The organism is Pseudomonas sp. Pmew2 (assembly GCF_058129885.1).
In genome coordinates, this window is the sequence record NZ_CM176702.1 from 2,970,900 (window position 1) to 2,991,565 (window position 20,666).

Genomic DNA, 20,666 nt, shown 5'->3' on the forward strand with positions numbered 1-20,666 from the left:
GGCGGTTTACCTCACGTTACTGGCACCGACCGGCGATTCCGGCTGGAGCTTCAGGTAGAAGTAGAACAGCACCAGCGTAATCAGCACCAGCAACGCAGCGGCGGCACTGGCCAGCCCCCAGTTGAGGAACGACTGCACCTGCTGGACGATGAATTCGGGCAGCATCATGTTCTGCGCGCCACCCAGCAGCGCCGGGGTAACGTAGTAACCGAGCGACATGACAAACACCATCAGCCCCCCGGAAAACAGTCCCGGACGGCACAGCGGCAGGAATACCCTGAAGAAGTTGGTCCATGGGCTGGCACCGCAGATCGAGCCGGCCTGCAACACCATGGGATCGATGGCTTGCATGGTCGCCTGCAGCGGCAGGACGATGAACGGAATCATGATGTAGCTCATGCCGATCACCACACCGGTCAGGTTGTGCACCATCTCCAGCGGCTGATCGATAATGCCCATCGCCATCAGCGCCTTGTTGACCACCCCGGACGCCTGCAACAGCACCAGCCACGAGTAGGTGCGCGCCAGCAGGCTGGTCCACATCGACAACAGCACAATGTTCAGAATCCAGCGTCCCCAGCCACGCGGCATTAGGGTGATGACCCAGGCCAGCGGGAAGCCCAGCAGCAGGCTGAACAAGGTCACCAGACCGGCGACGGAAAAGGTATTGAGCAGCACCCGCGAGTAGGCCGAGTTGGCGAACAGTTGTTCGTAGTTGCCAAGGCCCGGCACCGGCTCAAGCACGCCGCGCAGCAGCAGGCCGATCAGCGGGGCGAAGAAAAACAGTCCGAGAAAGATCAGCGCCGGAAGCAGATTGCGGCTGCCACGCCAGCGCTGAGTGAGGGAAGGAGATCGCTGCATGCTCGTCGCCTTGTCGTGTGCCGCGCCGGCGGTGCGCGGAGCACCACCGGCCGGGATGGGTTGACGAGGCGCGACCGCTGTCATTTTTACTTGACCAGCCATTCGTTCCACCGTGTCGCAATGTCCGCGCCATTCTTGGCCCAGTATGCGAAGTCGAGAGTGATTTGATCGGCAGCATGGGCGGTCGGCAGGTTAGGTGCCAGTGTTGAGTCCAGGCGCGCAACGCTCTGAGTGTTTACCGGGGCATAGGCACTGAGGTTGGAGAAGTCTGCCTGGCCTTTGGCGCTGGTTGCGTTGGCGATGAATTTCATCGCGGCATCCTTGTTTTTTGCGCCTTTTGGCACGACCAGAAAATCAGCCATGACCAGGTTTTGTTTCCAGCTCACACCCACCGGTGCGCCGTCCTGTTGCAGCGCATAGACCCGGCCGTTCCACATTTGGCCCATCGCCACTTCGCCAGAGGCCAGCAGTTGTTGAGACTGTGCGCCGCCGCCCCACCAGACGATGTCCTTCTTGATGGTGTCGAGTTTCTTGAAGGCGCGGTCGAGGTCCAGCGGGTAGAGCTTGTCGGGGGCTACGCCGTCGGCCAGCAGGGCCAGTTCAAGCACGCCTGGGCTTGGCCATTTATACAGCGAGCGTTTGCCGGGGTAGGTTTTGGTGTCGAACATGGCGGCCCAGTCGACGGGTGGTTTGGCACCCACTTTGCTTTCGTTGTAGCCAAGCACGAAGGAGAAGAAAAACGAACCGGCACCGTGGTCGGTGACAAAGCGCTTGTCGATCTCGTCGCGTTTGATGGTGTTGAAGTCCAGAGGCTCCAGCAGGCCTTCGCTGGCGGCACGCAGGGCAAAGTCGGCTTCGACATCGACAACGTCCCACTGCACGTTACCGCTTTCGACCATGGCCTTGAGTTTGCCGTAGTCAGTGGGACCGTCCTGTACGACCGTGATCCCGCTGGCCTTGCTGAACGGAGCTGCCCAGGCTTCTTTCTGGAAGTCCTGGGTGGAACCGCCCCAGCTCACGAAGTTGACGCTCTCGGCGGCGCTCGCGGCGACACTCGAGAGAGCCAGCACGCCGACCGCCAGAACTGCTGCTGCACGTTTGTTCAACACCATTTTCACGCCCTCATTTGTTGTGTTTTGAGCGGGCTTTTCTTGCCCGCGTAATCGGGAGCAGTAGGTCCAATGGGCCTTGAAACCTGGTACAGGTCAGGAGCTGTTATTAGTGCTGTCCCTTGGCGGGCGCGCCTGACTAAATCGTGTTTTTATGGAATGTCATATTATGGTATTCCAAACTTTCTGCAAGCGTTTTGCCCTGTCAAAATGCCTTCATCGAGTGTTTTTGCGGTAAACCCATGCGGTTGCCGAGCGGAGGCCGTGGGGCGTGCCCGTGGTACTTTTGCCGGTCAGCCGGGAAACGGAATATTTTCAATCACTTCCAGATCGTAGCCGGTCAAACCTGCGTATTTCAGTGGCGGGCCGAGGTGGCGCAGTTTGCCGACACCCAGATCCTGCAAGATCTGAGCGCCAGTACCGACCTCGGAATAGATACGCGATTGCGAGCGAGTGTATTGGCGCGGCGGCTGGGTAAGTTGCGGAATTCGCTCCAGCAACGCCTGTGAGGACTCGTGATTGGCCAGCACCACGACCACGCCGCGACCTTCTTGCGCCACCCGTTGCAGCGCGGCCCAGAGCGTCCAGTTCGACGGGCCGGTGTATTCGGCGCCGACCAGGTCGCGCAACGGGTCGACCACATGCACGCGCACCAGAGTAGGGTCGTCGCGGCGGATATCACCCATCACCATGGCCATGTGTACGCCACCTTCGATGCGGTCTTCGTAGCTGAACAGGCGGAAGGTGCCGTGTACCGTGGGCAGGTCGCGCTCCCCAATCCTGACGATGGTGTGCTCGGTGCTAAGCCGGTAATGGATCAGGTCGGCGATGGTACCGATACGGATTCCGTGTTTTTCGGCGAACAGCTCCAGATCAGGGCGACGCGCCATTGTGCCGTCGTCATTCATGACCTCGACAATCACCGAGGCGGGGGTAAAACCAGCCATACGTGCCAGATCGCAGCCCGCTTCAGTGTGCCCGGCGCGGGTCAGAACACCGCCGTCACGCGCGCGTAACGGGAAAATATGACCCGGCTGCACCAGGTCTTCCGGTACTGCGTGCGGGTTGACGGCGGCCTGAACGGTACGCGCACGATCTGCCGCGCTGATGCCAGTGGTCACGCCCGTTGTCGCTTCGATGGACACCGTGAACGCGGTGGCGAAGACACTGCCTTTGCTCGGCACCATTTGCTCCAGGCCCAGACGCTGACAGTGCTCATCGGTCAGCGTCAGGCAAATCAGCCCGCGTGCTTCCCGGGCCATAAAGCTGATTGCCTGTGCTGAACAGCAATCAGCGGCAAGCAGCAGATCGCCTTCGTTTTCCCGGTCTTCGTCATCAACCAGCAAAACCATCTTGCCCAGGCGGTAGTCTTCAATAATGTCTTCGATGCGGTCGAATGCCATGTTCAGTATCCCGGTTTTATGGGTAAACGAGTCGTGGTATACCATAAGACAGAATATTTCACAGATTCCCCATCATTGAAACAGTGAGATCACGATGAAGGCTTATTGGATTGCACACGTCGATGTAACTGACTCTCAGCAGTACACTGAATACACCCAGCGTGCCCCGGCAGCGTTCGTGTTGTTTGGTGGCAAATTTCTGGCGAGGGGCGGGCGTTCCGAAGCGCTGGAAGGGCGTGCGACGCCACAACGCACGGTGATTATCGAATTCGAGTCGTACGAGCAGGCAGTTGCGTGCTATCACTCGCCGCAATACCAGAACGCCATGAGCCATCGACAGGGCGCAGCCAAGGCCGAAATCGTGATAGTCGAGGGGCAGCCTTGAGCAGCAGGCAAAATCCAGGTGCGGCCCGGACTGCTTCGCCTGGAGCTGCACTTAACGAATAAAATGCACCTTGCCGGTGTCGTCGTTGCCGATGTAGATGCCATACACCCCCGCCTGACGCTCTTCGATATAGCGTTCCAGTATCTGGCGGATGGCGGGGTAATAGATGCTGTCCCACGGGATGTCTTCAGGGGCGAAGAATTGGTAGTCCAGGGTTTCCGGGCCGAACTGGCCGGTGACTTCCAGGGCGATGGCACGGAACACGATGTAGACTTCGCTGATCCGCGGCACGCTGAAGATGGAGTAGGGCGAGACGATTTCGGCAAGCACTCCGGTTTCTTCCCAGACCTCACGCAGCGCCGCCTGCTCGGTGGTTTCGCCGCTTTCCATGAACCCGGCAGGCAGTGTCCAGGTGCCGGGGCGCGGCGGTATGGCGCGTTGGCACAGCAGATATTTGCCTTCCTGCTCGATGATGCAGCCGGCAATGATCTTCGGGTTGACGTAATGAATGTACTGGCAGCCGCCGCATATCAACCGCGCGTGGGTATCGCCCTCGGGGACGCGCTGAGCCAGGTCAGCGCATCCGCATTGAGGGCAGAAGCGCGGTGTGACCATGTCAGCGCCCTATGCGGGGTTCTTTGAGTGCCACGGGCGCGATGATTTCGCGGACTTTGGTGTCTTCGTCCTGCTTGGATTTCAAATATTCCAGTGCCACGCGTGCGGCGTTGCGCACGTGATCGACCGAGGCCTGATGCGCGGCCATGGGGTCGCCGCTCTTGATGGCCTCGACCATCAGTTCCATTTCCTTGTTGCTCGCACCGCGGCGGTTTTCCTGGGAGACCGAGGTGGCGCGCAAATAGCTGATGCGCGCCTGCAACTGACGCAGCTGCGTTGCGGCGACGTGATTACCGGAGCCTTCCAGCAGCACATCATAGAAACCCTGAACCGAATCGATCACTTGCTGCAGCTCGCCTTCCTTGAGCGCCTGGCGATTTTCCTCCAGGGCTTTTTCCAGGGCGCGAATGTCCTTGGGCTTGGCGCGCAGGGTGAACAGCTGAACAATCAGGCCCTCCAGTACGCACCGCAGCTCGTAGATATCGCACGCGTCTGCCAGGGTGATAATGGCAACGCGCGGGCCCTTGGCATCGGCGAACTCGACCAGGCCTTCGGATTCCAGATGGCGCAGCGCCTCGCGCACCGAGGTGCGGCTGACGCCCAGACGGTCACACAGATCACGCTCGACCAGACGATCGCCCGGCAGCAGCTGAAAATTCATGATCGCGCTGCGCAGCTTGTCCAGCACAATCTCCCGCAGGGTGACGGGGTTGCGGTTGACCTTGAAGGTGTCATCGAGTGGCAGGCGTTTCATCGGGTGTGCTCGGAATGGGGCTGTCAAAGTAAAAACGTGACTGGAAACCGTGGCTGGAAACAAAGTCTCGCTCATGTCGGCAGCCCACGAACCACGCGGGCTGCTGCATGGCCCGGACGGATGAACCCGGGTCGCGGCCGAGTTTATCACGCCGATGCCTGCAACCACCAAAACCGCCCGGCGCAGCCTCAGACGATGGCTGGCAGTGCGCCCATCTTGCCGCGGTGATAAACCATTGGTGTGACTGGTACAGCGGGCAGGATCAGGTTTTTCACTGCGCCGACAATGATTGCATGATCGCCACCGTCGTATTCGCGCCACAGCTCGCATTCAATGATGGCGGTTGCCTTGCCCAGCAGCGGGTTGCCCAGCTCGCTCAAGTGCCACTCGATGCCTTTGGTCTTGTCCTTGCCCTTGCTGGCGAACGCATAGGCTTCGACCTGCTGGTCGGCAGACAGCAAGTGAATGGCGAATTTTTTGCTGTCGCGCAGCACCGGGTAAGTGTCCGATGCGTAGTTGGGGCAGAACAGCACCAGCGCCGGGTCGATGGACAGCGCACTGAACGCACTGGCGGTGATACCGACCAGATTGCCCTCGGGGTCCAGCGTGGTGACAATCGTGACGCCTGAAGGGAATGACGCCATGACTTCTTTGTAGATACTCGGTTCGATCATCGCAGCGGCCTCGTTAACGCATGACAAATGGATCAGGCATGGGCGCCTGCGAAAGGTTGATCCACACCGTTTTCAGTTCGGTGTAGGCCAGTACGGAGTCTATCCCGCTCTCGCGGCCGTAGCCGCTGTTTTTGAAACCGCCGATAGGCGCCATGGCCGACACGGCACGATAGGTGTTGACCCAGATGATACCCGAGCGAATATCCCGCGCCAGGCGATGCGCACGGCCCAGGTCACGGGTCCAGATTCCGGCAGCCAGGCCGAACTGTGAGTCGTTGGCAATGGCCAGCGCCTCCGCTTCGTCCTTGAAACGAATCACCGATGCCACCGGGCCGAACACTTCTTCCTGCATGATTTTCATCGAGTTGCGGTCGCATTCGAACAGCGTAGGTTCATAGAACCAGCCTTTGCTGTCCAGCCTCGGGCGCTTGCCGCCCAGACGCAGGCGTGCACCTTCGGCCAGCGCGTCCGCCACCAGGCCTTCTACCACGGCCAGTTGCTGGGCTGTGGCCATCGGACCCATTTCGGTAGTTTCATCCTGCGGATTGCCGATCCGGATACGACTGGCGCGCTCGGCCAGGCGTTCAATGAACTCATCGTAGATTTCGTCCTGCACCAGCAGTCGCGAGCCGGAAACACAGCTTTGCCCGGACGCTGCATAGATGCCTGCGACCGCACCATTGATAGCACTGTCCAGATCGGCGTCGGCGAAAATGATATTCGGTGATTTTCCGCCGAGTTCCAATGACAGTTTGGCGAAATTCTCGGCGCTGCTGCGTACCACGTGGCGAGCCGTGGCCGCGCCACCGGTAAAGGCAATCTTGCGCACCAGCGGGTGGCGGGTCAGTGCAGCGCCTGTTGTCGGGCCGTAACCGGTGATGACGTTGACCACGCCGGGCGGGATACCCGCTTCAAGCGCCAGCCGCGCCAGCTCAAGCACGGTGGCCGAGGCGTGTTCCGATGGCTTTAGGACGATGGTATTGCCCGCCGCCAGCGCCGGGGCCAGCTTGATGGCGGTCAGGTACAACGGGCTGTTCCACGGAATGATTCCGGCGACCACGCCCATCGGCTCATGCACGGTGTAGGCGAACAGGTCCGGCTTGTCGAGGGGCAGGGTGCCGCCCTCGAGCTTGTCAGCCAGCCCGGCGGTGTAATGAAAGAACTCCGGCAGGTAACTGACCTGACCACGGGTTTCGCGAATCAGCTTGCCATTGTCGCGGCTTTCCAGCTGCGCCAGTTGCTCTTTGTTATCTGCAATCAGGTCGCCCAGTTTGCGCAGCAGCTTGCCGCGTGCCGTGGCGGTAAGGCCTCGCCACGCTGGGCCCTCGAAGGCTTTCTGAGCAGCCTGCACAGCACGTTCGACATCGGCTTCGTCGGCGTCGGGCAGTTGCGCCCACGGTTCAGCCAGCGCCGGGTTGAGGCTGTCGAAAGTCTTGCCGGACAACGCATCGACCCATTGGCCGTCGATGCACATCTGAAAGCGGGTAAGGCTCATGCAACTATCCCCTTGATCGAGTTGTGGGCAGTCGCCAATTTGTCGAGACCGGTTTTTTCAAAGAAGTCGAGTAACACCTGGTTGACCAGGCGCGGCGACTCAACCGGCATCATATGGCGTTGATCGGGCAGTATCGCGACTTCGGCACCGCTGATGCGCATGGCCAGCTCACGGGCCATTTCCGGCGTTGATCCAGGGTCAAGTTCGCCAGTGGCAATCAGAGTCGGTGCGCGAATATCGCCCAGATCTTCGGCGCGGTACATATCCTGGGTAGCAAACAGCTTGTAGGTAGTCAGGTAGCCTTGCGGATCGTTACTGGCCAGATTCTGCCGAATGGCCGCAATCTGCGCCGGGTTGGCCGCCTGATACTCACGGCTGAACCAGCGTGACAAAGCTTCGCCTGCGTTAGCGTCCGGCCCGTGCTCGGCGGCCTGGCTGGTGCGCGCAATGACGCCTGCACGCTGTTCAGGGCTGCGGTTGAACACGCTGTTGAGAATCACCAACCCGGCGAGAAGCTTCGGAAACTCCAGCGCGAATGCCCTGGCCACCAGCCCGCCCATCGAGAAGCCGACAACCGTCGCCTGGGGCAGTTGCAAATGCTCCAGCAACTCACGAAGTTGCTCGGCATAGCCCGGAAGGCCAGTGTCCGGGTCCGGACGCGGGCTGGCACCATGGCCGAGCATGTCATAAGCGATTACCTGATAATTCGTGGCCAGGCCAACGATCTGGCCGCCCCACATTTCCTTGTTCAGGCCCACCCCGTGAATCAACACCACGGGGTGACCTTGGCCGGTAGCCAGATAGCTGGTACCCGCCGGGGTGTGTTCAGCGGTGAGCTGAATCATGGACCGCTCCTGCGCAGAGGTTAAGAAGATTGATCGCAGCTTTTTGCGATTACTGAGCCTTTTCGGCAGCCAGTTCTTCCAGGTCGATATAACGATTGCCGATCCGCGGGTGCAGGCGTCCGCCGTTGGCGGCACCGAGGACTACGATGATTTCGTCGGCACGGGGCGAATCTTCGATGTGCATCTCCAGCGTGATGTAGTGCGAGCGCAGGCCTTCATCATCCTTGTGCATCATCGGAATCTGGATGGACGTGCCTGGGCCACCGCGCTTATTGGTAAAGCTCAGGTAGCTCTTGGCCTTGACCGCTTCGCGGTAGTGGTTGCCAAAGCGCAAGGTATGGATCACCGCCGAAGCGTGTTCGATTTCGCCTTCCGCCCCGACCACTGCAGCCTTGCCGTAGGCCTCGATGTTCTGCGCGCCGCCAATCGCATCGGTGAGGCGCTTGACCATCAACTCGCCCAGTGCGGAGCAGTTGGCGCGAATCTCCGGTTTCAGGTCTTCGACGAAACCACGGCCCAGCCAAGGGTTCTTGATCACGGCCGCCAGCCCGATCATGGTGACCGGCTTGTCGGCGGCCTTGCCGCCCTCGATAAAGGTTTCTTCGGTGTACGTGACGATCTTGCGAATTTCAAAACCCATGAACGACTCCCGGAGTGAGTGCTTTTGTATTTCGTATGATGGTATACCATAAGATTAGGCGTGCAAATGCTTTCTTTGCGGTGAATACAGGGGCCGTGACTCATCTCATATTCCCGGATCAATACGCACGAACCGCTCTGGCTCGCGCTCATCAATGACCACTCGTCAGGTATGAAGGCAATCACTTTGAACAGGCGTCTTCTGGTCGTGACAGATATTCGGTGAGCCTTAAAAAGCTCTACCGAATTTTTCACCTAAGGAAACTCAGAACATGAAAGCCATCGTCTATGGCGGTCCGCGTGACGTCAGTGTCAAAAACGTACCGGATGCGAAGATCCAGAAGCCAACAGATGCTCTTGTCCGAGTGACCTCCACCAACATCTGTGGCTCGGACCTGCACATGTACGAAGGCCGCACGTCTTTCGAGACCGGGCGCATTTTCGGCCATGAGAACCTCGGCCAGGTGATCGAAGTCGGCGCCGGGGTCGACCGCATCAAAGTGGGCGACTGGGTGTGCCTGCCGTTCAATATTGGCTGCGGCTTTTGCGAAAACTGTGAGAAGGGCCTGACCGGTTATTGCCTGACCGCCAACCCGGGCAGCGCGGGTGCGGCTTACGGCTTTGCCGACATGGGCGATCATGAAGGTGGCCAGGCCGAGCTGTTGCGCGTGCCGTACGCCGACTTCAACTGCCTGCTGTTGCCTGAAGATGCTGCCGAGCGTGAAGAAGACTACGTCATGCTCTCGGACATCTTTCCTACCGGTTGGCATGCCACCGAGCTAGCCGGGCTGCTGCCTGGCGAAAGCGTTGCTATCTATGGCGCCGGTCCGGTTGGTCTGATGGCTGCGCACTCGGCAATGATCAAGGGTGCTTCGCAAGTATTCGTGGTCGACAACCACCCGGATCGCCTGGCACTTGCAGCGAAAATGGGCGCGACGCCGATCAATTCGCTGGAGCAGGGTGCGGTGGATCAGATTCTCAATCTGACCAATGGCAAAGGCACCGATCGTGGTTGCGAGTGCGTGGGTTATCAGTGTTGCGACCGTCATGGGCATGAGGCCAATCACGTCACCATGAACAACCTCGTGGCCTCGACCAAGGCCACTGGCGGTATCGGTGTCGTGGGTGTTTTCGTGCCACAGGACCCGGGCGCGCATAACGATCTGGCGAAGGAAGGCAAAATGGCCTTCGATTTCGGCTCGTTCTGGTTCAAAGGCCAGCAGATTCGCACCGGACAGGCCAACGTCAAAGCCTACAACCGTCGCCTGGCCGAGTTGATCCACCATGATCGGGCCAAGCCTTCGCAGATCATTTCCCATCGTCTGAAACTTGAGGAAGGTCCTGCGGCCTATCAGCATTTCGACGCGCGCGATGAAGGTTGGACCAAAGTGGTTCTCAAGCCGAGTGCCTGATCGCTGCAACTGATCAACCCCCTTGTCGTCTTTGGCCGTGCCCGGCGACAAGGGGCAGCGCTATTTTTTCAGTCAGTTTTTATTGAGCCAGGGAGATTTATTCAGATGAACGAAGAATACCCAAAGCCACCGTTTGCCAGTCAGCCGCAAGAGGTTCCAGGGTTGCAGGGTAAGATGGACCCTTATCCGGATTGCGGCGAAAAAAGCTACAAGGGCTCCGGGCGCCTGCAGGGCAAGATTGCATTGATCACCGGTGCCGATAGCGGCATCGGTCGCGCTGTCGCCATAGCCTTTGCACGAGAAGGCGCGCAGGTTGCAATCTCGTACCTGAACGAGCATGAAGACGCGGAAGAAACCAAGCGCTGGGTCGAAGAGGCCGGCAGGAAGTGTCTGCTGTTGCCGGGTGATCTGGCCCAGAAGCAACAGTGCGAAGACATCGTGAGCAAGACGGTGGCTGAATTTGGCCGTATCGATGTGCTGGTCAACAACGCCGCGTTCCAGATGAATCACGAGACGCTGGAAGAAATCTCCGACGAAGAGTGGGTCAAGACCTTCGATATCAACATCACTGCGATGTTTCGTATCTGCAAAGCCGCGGTCCCGCATATGCCGAGGGGTGGTTCGATCATCAACACCAGTTCGGTCAATTCGGACATGCCCAAACCGACGCTGCTGGCGTATGCGACCACCAAAGGCGCGATTGCCAATTTCACCGGTGGCCTGGCGCAGTTGCTGGGCGACAAGGGTATCCGCGTGAACAGCGTGGCCCCTGGCCCGATCTGGACGCCACTCATCCCGGCGACCATGACCGACGAAGACGTCAAAAGCTTCGGCAGCGAGACCCCGCTGGGCCGTCCAGGTCAGCCGGTGGAAGTTTCGCCCATCTACGTTTTGCTGGCCTCGGACGAAGCCAGTTACATTTCCGGCTCGCGCTATGCAGTGACGGGCGGCAAGCCGATCCTGTGAATTCATAGAACGTTTGTGCGGTTGAAGCGGTGCCCGGCGGGTGCCGTTTCTCCCGCATCAGGCGTGATATTTCAGGCGCGATGAATGGTCCGGTGTCACTGTGGATACACACCTTTCCGGGTTTGAATAGGCATTGAAGCCTGTCAGTAAGCTGAACGGATCCAACTGTTGCAAGAAATTTCAATGCGTTAGCGGTGTCCATGTAAGACATTCCGTGTTCAGGCAGTTGTTAATGAAGTTCTCCAGATTTTCCCAATCCCTTTCGAAATGGGCCGGCAGCCCGGCCACTTTTGCTTCAGCCGTCGTGCTTATTTGTCTCTGGGCATTCACCGGTCCGTGGTTTCACTACAACGATACCTGGCAGTTGATCATCAATACGTCGACTACCATCATTACCTTCCTTATGGTGTTCTTGATCCAGAATACGCAGAACCGTGACAACGACGTCTTGCACCTGAAAGTCGACGAGCTGTTGCGCGTGATCAAGGATGCGCAGAACTCGTTGCTGAACCTCGACGGCCTCACGCAGAAGGACCTCAGGGCCCTGCGCAAGAAATACGAAGCCATGGGCGGCGAGCACGACATCGAGGCCCCTTTGCCAATGGCTGGTGCCGAGCAGCGAGTCTGATCGCTCAGTAACGCCGTTTTTTCAATTACCTATGGAGATTTTCATGTATCCAGACGTACAGCTTTATATCGATGGCCAATGGCGCGCGAGCCGCGATGGCCGTTCCATTCCGGTCATAGACCCTGCAACCGGCCAGTCGCTGGGCAGTGTGGCACATGCCGGTATCACCGACCTTGACGAAGCCCTGGCGGCGGCCGAGCGTGGCTTTGCCACCTGGCGCGCCACCTCGGCCTATGATCGCTACAAGCTGATGCAGAAAGCCGCGAACCTGATTCGCGAGCGTGCCGACAACATTGCCCGGATCATGACCCAGGAGCAGGGCAAGCCCTTGACCGAGGCGCGGATGGAAACCCTTTCTGCCGCTGATGTCATCGACTGGCTGGCCGAGGAAGGGCGTCGCAGCTATGGCCGTATCGTGCCTTCGCGTGGCGTGGCCATTGAGCAGAAGGTCGTCAAGGAGCCGGTCGGTCCTGTTGCGGCGTTCACACCGTGGAATTTTCCGATCAATCAGGTGGTGCGCAAGTTGTCGTCTGCACTGGCAGCCGGGTGCTCGATCATCGTCAAGGCTCCGGAAGAAACTCCGGCGTCGCCTGCCGAGCTGATTCGGGCGTTTGCCGATGCCGGTGTTCCGGCAGGCGTGATTGGTCTGGTCTACGGTGATCCGGCTGAAATCTCTGGCTACCTGATCCCGCATCCGGTGATTCGCAAGGTCACGTTTACCGGTTCGACACCGGTCGGCAAGCAACTGGCTGCGCTCGCCGGGAAACATATGAAGCGGGCAACCATGGAGCTGGGTGGTCATGCGCCGGCACTGGTGTTCGATGACGCTGATATCGACCTCGCTGCGCGCGTGCTGGCCACCGCGAAGTTCCGCAATGCCGGACAGGTCTGCGTATCGCCGACGCGGATTCTGGTGCAACGCAAGGTGCTGGATGCGTTCACCGAGAGATTTGTGGGCCTGACCCGCGAGATCAAGGTCGGCAACGGTCTGGAGGCGGGCACCACGATGGGGCCGGTAGCCAACGAGCGACGTATTCCTGCGCTGGTCGATCTGATCGAAGACGCTGTGCGTGGCGGTGCAACCCTGTCTGCCGGAGGCAAGGCTGTCGAGGGGCCGGGCTATTTCTTCGAGCCAACCGTATTGAGTGGCCTGACACCGCAAATGCGCATCATGAACGAAGAACCTTTCGGGCCGGTTGCGCTGCTGGTGCCGTTCGACACGGTTGAAGAGGCTATTGCCGAATCCAACCGGGTGCCGTTCGGGTTGGCGTCCTACGCGTTCACGACCTCGATGAAGACCGCTCAGGCGCTGAGTACTTACATTGAGGCGGGCATGCTGTCGATCAACCATCAGGGTATCGGCTTGCCGGAAGTCCCGTTCGGCGGGATCAAGGATTCCGGTTACGGTTCCGAAGGCGGCACCGAGGCCATTGAGGCTTACCTGAACACCAAGCTGGTCACTCAGTACAACTGAGTGCGCAACGGGTAAATAAAAACGGTCGCGATGTGCAAGCATCGCGACCGTTTTTTTGGCGCACGTACCCGTCAGTCTTTGGCCTGAATACCGGTCTGTCTCATGACCAGATTCTTTTCTTTCTTGTACTGCAGGGCAACTTCAGGTGCCGGGCCGCTCTGGCCGGTTTCCATCCACTTGCGTATACGGCTGGCGTCAGCGAAGTGGGTGTACTTGCCGAAAGCATCGAGAATAACCACGGAAACCGGACGATTGGCCATGCTGGTCAGCAGCACAAGGCAGTGGCCGGCCTGATTGGTAAAGCCGGTTTTGGTCAGTTTGATATCCCAGTTGTCCTTGCGCACCAGGTGGTCGGTGTTGCTGAAACCCAGGGTGTAGGTCGGTTTGCGGAACGTCACCGTCTTTTGCTCGGTGGTGCTCAGTTCACTGAGCATCGGGTATTTGCGTGCCGCCATCACCAGCTTGGTGAGGTCGCGTGCGGTGGATACGTTGTAAACCGACAGGCCGGTAGGTTCGACATACGCGGTATGTTTCATGCCCAGTGCCTTGGCCTTGGCATTCATCGCCAGAATGAACGCGGGATAACCACCGGGATAGCTGTGCGCCAGGCTCGCCGCAGCGCGGTTTTCCGACGACATCAGGGTGATCAGCAACATGTCGCGGCGGTTCATTTCGCTGCCGAGTTTAACCCGGGAGAAGACACCTTTCATTTCCGGGGTCTGGGAGATATTGACCGGTATGACTTCGTCCATCGATTGTTTGGCATCAAGGACTACCATCGCGGTCATCAGTTTGGTGACCGAGGCAATTGGCACAATCACGTCCGGGTTGCTGGAGTACAGGACCTTGTCGGTTTGCAGGTCGATGACCATTGCGCTGCCTGAGGCGAGGTGCAGATTGGAAGGATCACGATTCAGAACAGCGGATTCGTTTGCCAGCGTGGTAGTGGAAAGCGCCGGGCCGGTAAGTACAAATAATAGGCCCAGAAGAGACAGACGAATTTTCAAGAGCAAGGCTCACTCGATAAAGGTGGTAATGGAAGGGATCGCGTCAAAACGCTGCATTTTATGAGCAGACTTTGCGGTATGTCGATGGGTGTCGTAGGGCGTTTCATTAATAAATGCAGGAAACGGGATTTCGTTAAGTTGCGGTTAAGTGGCTTTTTGCTCTCAAACCTGTTTAAAACCGAACCACAATTGAATAGTCGTGGTGTGAAAGGCCTGCACCGATTAGCATTCCATGCCATTCAGGTCACCGATTCAAGGAGTCATGCAATGCTCAAGGGGTTTGTCAGCAAGGATTACGCAGTATTGGTGATCATCGCTTCGCTGGTTGTCATCCTGCTGCTGGGTGTCGGCTTTACATCACGCCCCAGTGACTGGGCAGGCTGGATGCAGGCCATTGGCCTGATCGTCGGTTTGATGGTTGCCGTGGCTGTACCCGCCATTCAGCGCAAGCAGGAAGCGGAGCAGGCGCGCAAGCAGGTACGTGACCGCGAAGTTGGCTACGCACGGCGCATGCAGTATCTGTGTGGCGAGCTAAGCGAATTGCAGGGCCGTATCAGTCTCAACCTGACGCACCTACGCGCCACTGACCGGCACAGCTTGAAATACACATTGCAGGATTACCTGCATCGTTTGTTCGAGTCTCACAAACAGGACCTGAACGATGATCGCGTGGTGCTGGCTCACGAGTTGCGTCAGGTTGCCAATGACCTGATCGATGAACTCGACAGTGGTCGGACCGATCGTGTGGTGTTCATGGCACTGGAAAAGCGCCTGCAGAAGCTGGCGCATCGTTGTCAGGTCAATGCCGCTATGGCCGAGCGCGGCTGAGGCGGATCGTCTGCTTTCCCTGGCTCAAAAAAAGCCCGCCTTCAAAGAGGCGGGCAAGGGGATGTGCGGAGCAACGCACGAGGTTCGCAGAAAAAATCAGCTGTTGAGGGGCTGGCACTGCATTCGTCGGGACAGCTCTTCGGCGACAGGCAAAGACGCCAGAGGGCCGCTGACCGGCTCGCCATCCTGAATCAGGTACCAGCAGGCCAGCAGACCTCGCTCTCTGAGCGGCGCTGGAACTGCACTGCCGACGACGGACATGATGTGTACCTTGGTCATAACTGCCTCCTCAATCCATGCCGCTACTGTAGTGGCCGATCGGGAAAGGTAGAAATCGACAGTCTCAATAGTGGTCATTGATAGCAACGAGGGTCGGGCACATTGCATCGGCAGGCGATAGTGTGAGCACACCAATGAAAAACCCGCCTGAAGAGGCGGGTTTTTTGTTCGGTTACCAGCGGCCGCGTGGCGGGCCGTAGTAATAGCCCGGGCCTGGGGGTGGCCCGTAGCGATGGTAGTAGCCTGGCGGTGGAGGCGGTGGGTAGCGCTCGACAACCTGGTAGACCGGGGCCGGCTGATAATAGACCGGTGGTGGTGCGTAGTAGACCGGCTGTTGTTGCACATAAACCGGCTCGCGCTCTACGTACACGGTTCTATCGCGACTTGAAGATACCGCCGCCCCGACAACGGCAGCGCCTACGATAGCACCTACCACGGCAGGGCCACCCCAGCCACGGTCAGCATTCGCCTGGCCAGCAAGGGCCAGGGCACCTACAAACAAGGCGATCTTGGGGATTTGACGAATCATGATTGTTCCTCGCTCTCAACCCGTTGTCGCGCGCCTGCATCACTCTCAAGCACTGCCACGGGATAACACTATGACATCGAAATTGTAAGAATCTGCGAAAGTGCTGAGTAAATTTTATGTAAGGTGTGCGGCGCGTGTCCTCGCGTTCACTGGTGCGTAGCATACGCTTTTATCGAATATTCAAGCCATTACCGTCTGGAGGAAACCCGTATGCCCATTACTGCAAACAGAGACACATTGTTGTGCATGTCCATGGCCGCCCGTCCCGGCAACTTTGGCGTGCGTTTCCACAATCATCTTTATCAGCAGTTGGGCCTTAACTTCTATTACAAGACCTTCTCACCCAATGACCTTGCCGCTGCCGTGGCGGGTATTCGGTCGCTGGGGATACGTGGCAGTGCGGTTTCGATGCCGTTCAAGGAAGCCTGCATTGAACTGGTCGACGAACTTGATGCTTCCGCCGCCGCCATCCAGTCGATCAATACCATCGTCAACACCGACGGGCATTTGAAGGCGTTCAACACGGATTACATCGCGGTTGCGCAACTCATGGAGAGCCACGTCGTCCCTCGTAGCGCATTTGCCCTGCGCGGCAGCGGGGGCATGGCCAAGGCGGTTGCGTTCGCGTTGCGCGATGCGGGTTTCACCGATGGCCTGATCGTGGCCCGCAACGAGCAGGCCGGTCGACGCCTGGCCGAGGCGTGTGGCTTTCGCTGGCAGGCGGAGCTGGGAAGCGCGCGACCACCTTTGCTGGTCAACGTCACGCCGCTGGGCATGCAAGGTGCCCAGGCTGACGAGTTGTCGTTTGACTTGCAGGCCATCGATGCGGCCGAGACGATTTTCGATGTGGTGGCCACCCCGGCCGAAACGCCGCTGATCCAGGCTGCACGTCGCCTGGGCAAGCGCGTCGTGAGCGGCGATGAAGTCGCGGCTATCCAGGCACTGGAACAGTTTGTGCTGTATACCGGCGTCCGCCCGACCGATGAGCAGTATCAACAGGCTGCGGCGTTCGCCAGGGCTGTATAGCCTTAGCCTGCGCGCCGGGCCGGACGGGGAACGCCGGGCATCACTCCAGTCTGGCAAGGCGCTCTTCAAGGGCAGCGACGCGCGCTTCCAGCTCATCAAGACGCTGGCTGGCAGCCGGGTTTGCCGCATTACGCTCAGGCGCGTGTTGTCGGGCTGCAAGCAGCTCTTGCAGATCATCCGGGTCGCCCAGCAGGTGCATGTAACGATCTTCCCGTTGACCGGGCTGGCGGGGTACGAGCATCGCCAGGCTTCTGGCGATGAGCCGTTCCAGTTGATGGATGAGTTGCTCGCTGTCCTCGAAATCGTGCATACGGTGACTGCGCGTGAGCAGTTCGCTGACGGTTTGCGGGCCGCGCAGCAGCAACAGGCCGGTCAGTATCACCTGCGCGGGGACCAGCTCAACGGCCTTGTCGACCCGGTGCTCCCAGCGATCAGCGCGACTGCCCATCACCAGACGCGTCAGGCCTCGACCCTCAAGAGCGCGCAGGCTCTGCCCGACCTGGCCCGGAGTCAGACTCATGACCGGATCGCGACTGGTCTTCTGGTTGCAGGCAAGTACCAGTGCATTAAGGGTCAGCGGGTAGGTTTCCGGGTTGGTCGCCTGTTTCTCGATCAGGCAGCCCAGAACACGCACTTCAGAGCTGTTGAGGTGCAGGGCGTCGGCATTCGGGGAGGATTCGGAGGAGGACGATTCAATGGACATGACGCTTCCCTGAGTGATGGCGGTGGATCAGCGTAGGGCGTGGCGCACATTATTGCCAGTGTCTGTTGCACTGATCTGCAGGGTCGCTAAAAAGTGTCACGGTGTTTGCCATCAGGTGGGTCTATAATTGCGCCTTTCTCAATCAGGATATGTCATGTCTATTTCCCTGTACGCCGCTTCCATTCCTGTCTTTCAGCAAATGCTCAATGCGCTGAGCGATGTTCTGACCAAGGCCGAAGCCTACGCGACCGAGAAGAAAATCCAGCCGCCAGCGCTGCTGCAGGCGCGTCTGTTCCCGGACATGTTGCCTTTTACCCGTCAGGTGCAGATTGCCGTCGATTTTGCCAAGGGTGCTTCGGCCCGCCTGGCAGGCGTCGAGATCCCGCAATACGATGACACCGAAACCACCTTTGCCGAACTGCAGGCACTGCTTGCCAAGACGCTTGCGTTCATCGGCAGCATCACGCCCGAGCAGGTCGACGGCAAGGAAGGTATCGAAATCGTCCTGCGTACCGGCACCGAAAAGGAAAAGCGTCTGAACGGTCAGGCTTATCTGCTCAGCTACGCCTTGCCGCAGTTCTTCTTCCATGTCACCACCGCTTACGACCTGCTGCGCCATAACGGCGTTGAAATCGGCAAGCGTGACTTCATGGGCAAGTTCTGATTCTGAAAAGTGCGGGGCTGAAGCCTCGCTGATCTTCTTGTCCCTCGGCGTTATGCGCAAATCCAACTGACTATCGTGCCAATGCTCCGCATTGGCACGCATTGGCTGACGCAGAGCGTCACGAAATGCATTACCACGCGGAGCGTGGCAACGAGAGTTGTTGGGGTGTCAGCCCTGTTTTTCGGGCTGTAGTGTTGTTCTGGAGTATTCATGTTGTTGCCCATACTTCTGTTGTCGGCCGCCGGTTTTACCGTGCTGACCACAGAGTTCGTCATTGTCGGTCTTTTGCCTGCGGTTGCCCGCGATCTGGATGTCACGGTTTCGCAAGCGGGGCTGCTGGTCACCCTGTTCGCATTCACGGTTGCAGCGTTCGGTCCTTTTCTGACCGCTTATTTCTCGCGTTTCGAGCGCAAGCGTCTGTTCATCAGCATTCTTGTGCTATTCGGCTTTTCAAATCTACTGGCAGCGCTGGCACCCAATATTGCCGTGATGGGGCTGGCGCGGCTGATTCCTGCGTTGGGGCTGTCGGTGTTCTGGGCACTGGCCAGTGAAACCGCCGTGGACATCGTCGGGCCGCAGTTCGCTGGTCGGGCGATTGCCAGAATCGGTTTCGGCATCGTTTGCGCCACTGTGTTCGGCATTCCCATCGGCACCCTGATTTCCGATGCTTTCGGCTGGCGCAGTGCGTTTCTGGTGCTCGCCGGCCTGGCATTTGCCAAGGCACTGTTGCTGGCGGTCTATCTGCCACGGACGGCGGCGAAGAAAAACCCGGTGTCGATCCTCAGCCAGTTCGGCATTTTGCGCAGCCGGATGATGCAGGGGCATGTGCTGCTGTCGGTACTGGTATTCAGCGGCATGTTCACCGCCTACACCTATCTGGCGGACATGCTGGAGCGTCTCGCCGGGTTCGACGGCAGCCTGGTGGGCTGGTGCCTGATGGGGTTTGGCGCGGTCGGCTTGCTCGGAAACTCGCTGGGCGGGCGCATGGTTGACCGGCATCCGCTGATTGCCAGCCTGGTATTCTGCGCCTTCATGGTAGTCGGCATGGTCGCTGTGGTGCCCAGCATTCATTCGGTGTTCGCCTTACCAGTCGCGCTGGCAATATGGGGTATCACCCAGGCCGCCTTGTTTCTGGTCAGTCATGTCCGGTTGATCAAGGCCGCGCCGCAAGCACCTGCGTTCGCGGCGTCGCTTAACATCGCCGGAGCGAATCTTGGCATCGGCATCGGTGCGATGATCGGCGGCAGGGTCATCGATCATCTCGGTCTGGGTAACGTCGGTTTTGCCGCTGCGGGCATTATCGTTCTTGCGATTGTGCTGGCAGTGCTGCTGATCAGACGTGATCCCGGCCCGCTTGCCGCCTAACCTGCGTCGGTAAACAGCTGGTTTCGTGCGCTTTCGGCGATGGCGACAACGCCGGGGTGTTTGACCTTGCGCTACACGGTGATGGCGTAGAATGATTCGGTCACCGCATCAGTGTGGCCTATCAGTTGTACGCCATACTGGCTCTGCACCTCATCGGCGATGACGCTGGGTGCAACAAAGACACCGCTGCCGGATTTGCCAAACGCCTTCATCAGCGCACTGTCATCGAACTCGCCGATGATGCGCGGCTGGATGCTCTGTTCGGCAAACCAGCGCATCAGCCTGCCGCGAACGACGGTTTCCTGGCCTGGAATCAATAGCGGCGCACCGTGCATGCACTGCGGAAAGCCACTTCCGATACGTTCTGCCACTTCACGGGTCGCAAAAAAGCTGACCCCGCATTCTCCCAGTTTCTGGCTGTAGCCCTTGATATCCAGGTGCTGCGGCATGGGGCTGTCCGAGATCACCAGGTCCAGACGCTGGATTGCCAGGTCTGCCAGCAGCCTTTCCAGTTTGTCTTCCCGGCAGGTGATGCGAATGGACTCGCTGAGGTTCATGGTCGGGGCAATCAACCGGTACACGATGGACTTGGGCACCACATCAGCTACTCCGATGCGCAACAGCAGTTGCTGTTCATCGGGCTGCGAGCGCAGCAGGTTTTCCAGATCATTGCCCAACTGAAACATCTGTTCGGCGTAAGGCAGGGCCAGGCGACCCGCTTCAGTCATTTCCAGTTGCCGGCCTACGCGCTGGAACAGATCGACACCCAGTGACGCCTCCAGCAGGCTTATCTGTCCGCTGACAGTCTGCGCGGTGAGATTCAACTGCTCGCAGGCGCGCACGATGCTCCCGGTTTTGGCTACCACCCAGAAATAGTGAAGCTGACGGTAATTAAGCATGATCTCTGCCGGTTCGGTAAAACCGAAGTATAAGCCTTATAAAATCGAATTTTCCGTATGTTTCAAAATGTCTAGAATCTGCTTCCAACGCCGGGCTGAACACGCC

At 58.8% G+C, this 20,666-nt stretch carries 22 protein-coding genes and 1 pseudogene; 9 read left to right on the forward strand and 14 right to left on the reverse strand.

The annotated features are described in order from the left end of the window. Positions 1-6: 6 nt before the first annotated feature. The 3 genes from AC4ANK_RS13560 to ribBA form a co-directional block, all read right to left on the reverse strand. A complete protein-coding gene (locus AC4ANK_RS13560) occupies positions 7-963 on the reverse strand; it encodes an ABC transporter permease (protein WP_031595590.1) in 957 nt (318 codons plus the stop codon). Then, a complete protein-coding gene (locus AC4ANK_RS13565; RefSeq protein WP_460385211.1) occupies positions 948-1,973 on the reverse strand; it encodes an ABC transporter substrate-binding protein in 1,026 nt (341 codons plus the stop codon). The genes AC4ANK_RS13560 and AC4ANK_RS13565 overlap by 16 nt, the downstream gene beginning before the upstream one ends. A gap of 290 nt (positions 1,974-2,263) precedes the next feature. Further along, complete coding sequence (gene ribBA / locus AC4ANK_RS13570; protein WP_002553603.1) at positions 2,264-3,373, reverse strand: bifunctional 3,4-dihydroxy-2-butanone-4-phosphate synthase/GTP cyclohydrolase II; 1,110 nt, start codon at positions 3,371-3,373, stop codon at positions 2,264-2,266. Positions 3,374-3,467: 94 nt separating this feature from the next. Here ribBA and AC4ANK_RS13575 point away from each other — a divergent pair, with 94 nt between their 5' ends. After that, positions 3,468-3,758: a DUF1330 domain-containing protein gene (locus AC4ANK_RS13575; protein ID WP_031595592.1), complete on the forward strand. Its 291-nt coding sequence runs from the start codon at positions 3,468-3,470 to the stop codon at positions 3,756-3,758. 51 nt (positions 3,759-3,809) lie between these two features. Here AC4ANK_RS13575 and AC4ANK_RS13580 read toward each other — a convergent pair whose 3' ends face one another. The 6 genes from AC4ANK_RS13580 to AC4ANK_RS13605 all read right to left on the reverse strand — a co-directional run bounded on the left by AC4ANK_RS13580 (position 3,810) and on the right by AC4ANK_RS13605 (position 8,781). Next, on the reverse strand, positions 3,810-4,373 hold the full coding sequence (locus AC4ANK_RS13580) for an NUDIX hydrolase (RefSeq protein ID WP_002553604.1): 564 nt from the start codon (positions 4,371-4,373) through the stop codon (positions 3,810-3,812). A 1-nt stretch (position 4,374) separates the two neighbouring features. Beyond that, positions 4,375-5,127 (reverse strand): GntR family transcriptional regulator, encoded by a 753-nt coding sequence (locus tag AC4ANK_RS13585; protein WP_002553605.1) that lies wholly within the window; start codon positions 5,125-5,127, stop codon positions 4,375-4,377. 188 nt (positions 5,128-5,315) lie between these two features. Further along, entirely contained in the window at positions 5,316-5,801 is a 486-nt protein-coding gene (locus tag AC4ANK_RS13590) for a flavin reductase family protein (RefSeq protein WP_002553606.1), read from the reverse strand. Between the two features lie 13 nt (positions 5,802-5,814). Further along, entirely contained in the window at positions 5,815-7,296 is a 1,482-nt protein-coding gene (locus tag AC4ANK_RS13595) for an aldehyde dehydrogenase (protein WP_002553607.1), read from the reverse strand. Next, the gene (locus tag AC4ANK_RS13600; RefSeq protein WP_002553608.1) at positions 7,293-8,141 is read right to left on the reverse strand and encodes an alpha/beta fold hydrolase; all 849 of its coding nucleotides are present in this window, start codon (positions 8,139-8,141) and stop codon (positions 7,293-7,295) included. Before AC4ANK_RS13600 ends, AC4ANK_RS13595 begins: the two co-directional genes overlap by 4 nt. Before the next feature lie 49 nt (positions 8,142-8,190). After that, a complete protein-coding gene (locus AC4ANK_RS13605; protein ID WP_002553609.1) occupies positions 8,191-8,781 on the reverse strand; it encodes an amino acid synthesis family protein in 591 nt (196 codons plus the stop codon). Positions 8,782-9,052: 271 nt separating this feature from the next. Here AC4ANK_RS13605 and AC4ANK_RS13610 point away from each other — a divergent pair, with 271 nt between their 5' ends. From AC4ANK_RS13610 to AC4ANK_RS13625, 4 genes are all read left to right on the forward strand, one after another. Next, on the forward strand, positions 9,053-10,192 hold the full coding sequence (locus AC4ANK_RS13610; RefSeq protein ID WP_002553610.1) for a glutathione-independent formaldehyde dehydrogenase: 1,140 nt from the start codon (positions 9,053-9,055) through the stop codon (positions 10,190-10,192). 105 nt (positions 10,193-10,297) lie between these two features. After that, positions 10,298-11,158: an SDR family oxidoreductase gene (locus AC4ANK_RS13615; protein WP_002553611.1), complete on the forward strand. Its 861-nt coding sequence runs from the start codon at positions 10,298-10,300 to the stop codon at positions 11,156-11,158. A 232-nt stretch (positions 11,159-11,390) separates the two neighbouring features. Further along, on the forward strand, positions 11,391-11,786 hold the full coding sequence (locus AC4ANK_RS13620; RefSeq protein WP_460382750.1) for a low affinity iron permease family protein: 396 nt from the start codon (positions 11,391-11,393) through the stop codon (positions 11,784-11,786). Between the two features lie 43 nt (positions 11,787-11,829). Continuing rightward, positions 11,830-13,260: an NAD-dependent succinate-semialdehyde dehydrogenase gene (locus AC4ANK_RS13625; RefSeq protein WP_002553613.1), complete on the forward strand. Its 1,431-nt coding sequence runs from the start codon at positions 11,830-11,832 to the stop codon at positions 13,258-13,260. A gap of 71 nt (positions 13,261-13,331) precedes the next feature. Here the strand turns inward: AC4ANK_RS13625 and pbpG are convergent, their stop codons facing one another. Next, the gene (gene pbpG, locus AC4ANK_RS13630; protein WP_002553614.1) at positions 13,332-14,267 is read right to left on the reverse strand and encodes a D-alanyl-D-alanine endopeptidase; all 936 of its coding nucleotides are present in this window, start codon (positions 14,265-14,267) and stop codon (positions 13,332-13,334) included. Positions 14,268-14,534: 267 nt separating this feature from the next. Here pbpG and AC4ANK_RS13635 point away from each other — a divergent pair, with 267 nt between their 5' ends. Continuing rightward, entirely contained in the window at positions 14,535-15,095 is a 561-nt protein-coding gene (locus tag AC4ANK_RS13635; RefSeq protein ID WP_005757910.1) for a hypothetical protein, read from the forward strand. Positions 15,096-15,191: 96 nt separating this feature from the next. Here the strand turns inward: AC4ANK_RS13635 and AC4ANK_RS13640 are convergent, their stop codons facing one another. Further along, positions 15,192-15,374, reverse strand: a complete 183-nt coding sequence (locus AC4ANK_RS13640; RefSeq protein WP_005733406.1) for a hypothetical protein — start codon at positions 15,372-15,374, stop codon at positions 15,192-15,194. Between the two features lie 172 nt (positions 15,375-15,546). Beyond that, complete coding sequence (locus tag AC4ANK_RS13645) at positions 15,547-15,903, reverse strand: hypothetical protein (RefSeq protein ID WP_002553616.1); 357 nt, start codon at positions 15,901-15,903, stop codon at positions 15,547-15,549. A gap of 210 nt (positions 15,904-16,113) precedes the next feature. Between AC4ANK_RS13645 and AC4ANK_RS13650 the strand changes: the two genes are divergently transcribed. Beyond that, on the forward strand, positions 16,114-16,929 hold the full coding sequence (locus AC4ANK_RS13650; protein ID WP_002553617.1) for a shikimate 5-dehydrogenase: 816 nt from the start codon (positions 16,114-16,116) through the stop codon (positions 16,927-16,929). Positions 16,930-16,969: 40 nt separating this feature from the next. Here AC4ANK_RS13650 and AC4ANK_RS13655 read toward each other — a convergent pair whose 3' ends face one another. Next, positions 16,970-17,632, reverse strand: a complete 663-nt coding sequence (locus AC4ANK_RS13655; RefSeq protein WP_002553618.1) for a YceH family protein — start codon at positions 17,630-17,632, stop codon at positions 16,970-16,972. Positions 17,633-17,786: 154 nt separating this feature from the next. On the opposite strand from AC4ANK_RS13655, the gene AC4ANK_RS13660 reads away from it, so the two are divergent. Beyond that, positions 17,787-18,296, forward strand: a complete 510-nt coding sequence (locus AC4ANK_RS13660; RefSeq protein WP_460382746.1) for a DUF1993 domain-containing protein — start codon at positions 17,787-17,789, stop codon at positions 18,294-18,296. Between the two features lie 210 nt (positions 18,297-18,506). Next, on the forward strand, positions 18,507-19,661 hold the full coding sequence (locus AC4ANK_RS13665) for an MFS transporter (protein WP_460382744.1): 1,155 nt from the start codon (positions 18,507-18,509) through the stop codon (positions 19,659-19,661). On the opposite strand, the pseudogene nhaR reads toward AC4ANK_RS13665, so the two are convergent. After that, positions 19,658-20,560, reverse strand: a pseudogene (gene nhaR, locus AC4ANK_RS13670) (transcriptional activator NhaR). The gene AC4ANK_RS13665 and the pseudogene nhaR sit on opposite strands and share 4 nt — an antisense overlap. Positions 20,561-20,666: the final 106 nt, after the last annotated feature.

Bases quoted from the DNA above. Each gene is read 5' to 3' on its own strand.
- AC4ANK_RS13560 (WP_031595590.1), bottom strand. From the start codon at position 963: ATGGCTGGTCAAGTAAAAATGACAGCGGTCGCGCCTCGTCAACCCATC.
- AC4ANK_RS13565 (WP_460385211.1), bottom strand. From the start codon at position 1,973: ATGGTGTTGAACAAACGTGCAGCAGCAGTTCTGGCGGTCGGCGTGCTG.
- ribBA (WP_002553603.1), bottom strand. From the start codon at position 3,373: ATGGCATTCGACCGCATCGAAGACATTATTGAAGACTACCGCCTGGGC.
- AC4ANK_RS13575 (WP_031595592.1), top strand. From the start codon at position 3,468: ATGAAGGCTTATTGGATTGCACACGTCGATGTAACTGACTCTCAGCAG.
- AC4ANK_RS13580 (WP_002553604.1), bottom strand. From the start codon at position 4,373: ATGGTCACACCGCGCTTCTGCCCTCAATGCGGATGCGCTGACCTGGCT.
- AC4ANK_RS13585 (WP_002553605.1), bottom strand. From the start codon at position 5,127: ATGAAACGCCTGCCACTCGATGACACCTTCAAGGTCAACCGCAACCCC.
- AC4ANK_RS13590 (WP_002553606.1), bottom strand. From the start codon at position 5,801: ATGATCGAACCGAGTATCTACAAAGAAGTCATGGCGTCATTCCCTTCA.
- AC4ANK_RS13595 (WP_002553607.1), bottom strand. From the start codon at position 7,296: ATGAGCCTTACCCGCTTTCAGATGTGCATCGACGGCCAATGGGTCGAT.
- AC4ANK_RS13600 (WP_002553608.1), bottom strand. From the start codon at position 8,141: ATGATTCAGCTCACCGCTGAACACACCCCGGCGGGTACCAGCTATCTG.
- AC4ANK_RS13605 (WP_002553609.1), bottom strand. From the start codon at position 8,781: ATGGGTTTTGAAATTCGCAAGATCGTCACGTACACCGAAGAAACCTTT.
- AC4ANK_RS13610 (WP_002553610.1), top strand. From the start codon at position 9,053: ATGAAAGCCATCGTCTATGGCGGTCCGCGTGACGTCAGTGTCAAAAAC.
- AC4ANK_RS13615 (WP_002553611.1), top strand. From the start codon at position 10,298: ATGAACGAAGAATACCCAAAGCCACCGTTTGCCAGTCAGCCGCAAGAG.
- AC4ANK_RS13620 (WP_460382750.1), top strand. From the start codon at position 11,391: ATGAAGTTCTCCAGATTTTCCCAATCCCTTTCGAAATGGGCCGGCAGC.
- AC4ANK_RS13625 (WP_002553613.1), top strand. From the start codon at position 11,830: ATGTATCCAGACGTACAGCTTTATATCGATGGCCAATGGCGCGCGAGC.
- AC4ANK_RS13635 (WP_005757910.1), top strand. From the start codon at position 14,535: ATGCTCAAGGGGTTTGTCAGCAAGGATTACGCAGTATTGGTGATCATC.
- AC4ANK_RS13640 (WP_005733406.1), bottom strand. From the start codon at position 15,374: ATGACCAAGGTACACATCATGTCCGTCGTCGGCAGTGCAGTTCCAGCG.
- AC4ANK_RS13645 (WP_002553616.1), bottom strand. From the start codon at position 15,903: ATGATTCGTCAAATCCCCAAGATCGCCTTGTTTGTAGGTGCCCTGGCC.
- AC4ANK_RS13650 (WP_002553617.1), top strand. From the start codon at position 16,114: ATGCCCATTACTGCAAACAGAGACACATTGTTGTGCATGTCCATGGCC.
- AC4ANK_RS13655 (WP_002553618.1), bottom strand. From the start codon at position 17,632: ATGTCCATTGAATCGTCCTCCTCCGAATCCTCCCCGAATGCCGACGCC.
- AC4ANK_RS13660 (WP_460382746.1), top strand. From the start codon at position 17,787: ATGTCTATTTCCCTGTACGCCGCTTCCATTCCTGTCTTTCAGCAAATG.
- AC4ANK_RS13665 (WP_460382744.1), top strand. From the start codon at position 18,507: ATGTTGTTGCCCATACTTCTGTTGTCGGCCGCCGGTTTTACCGTGCTG.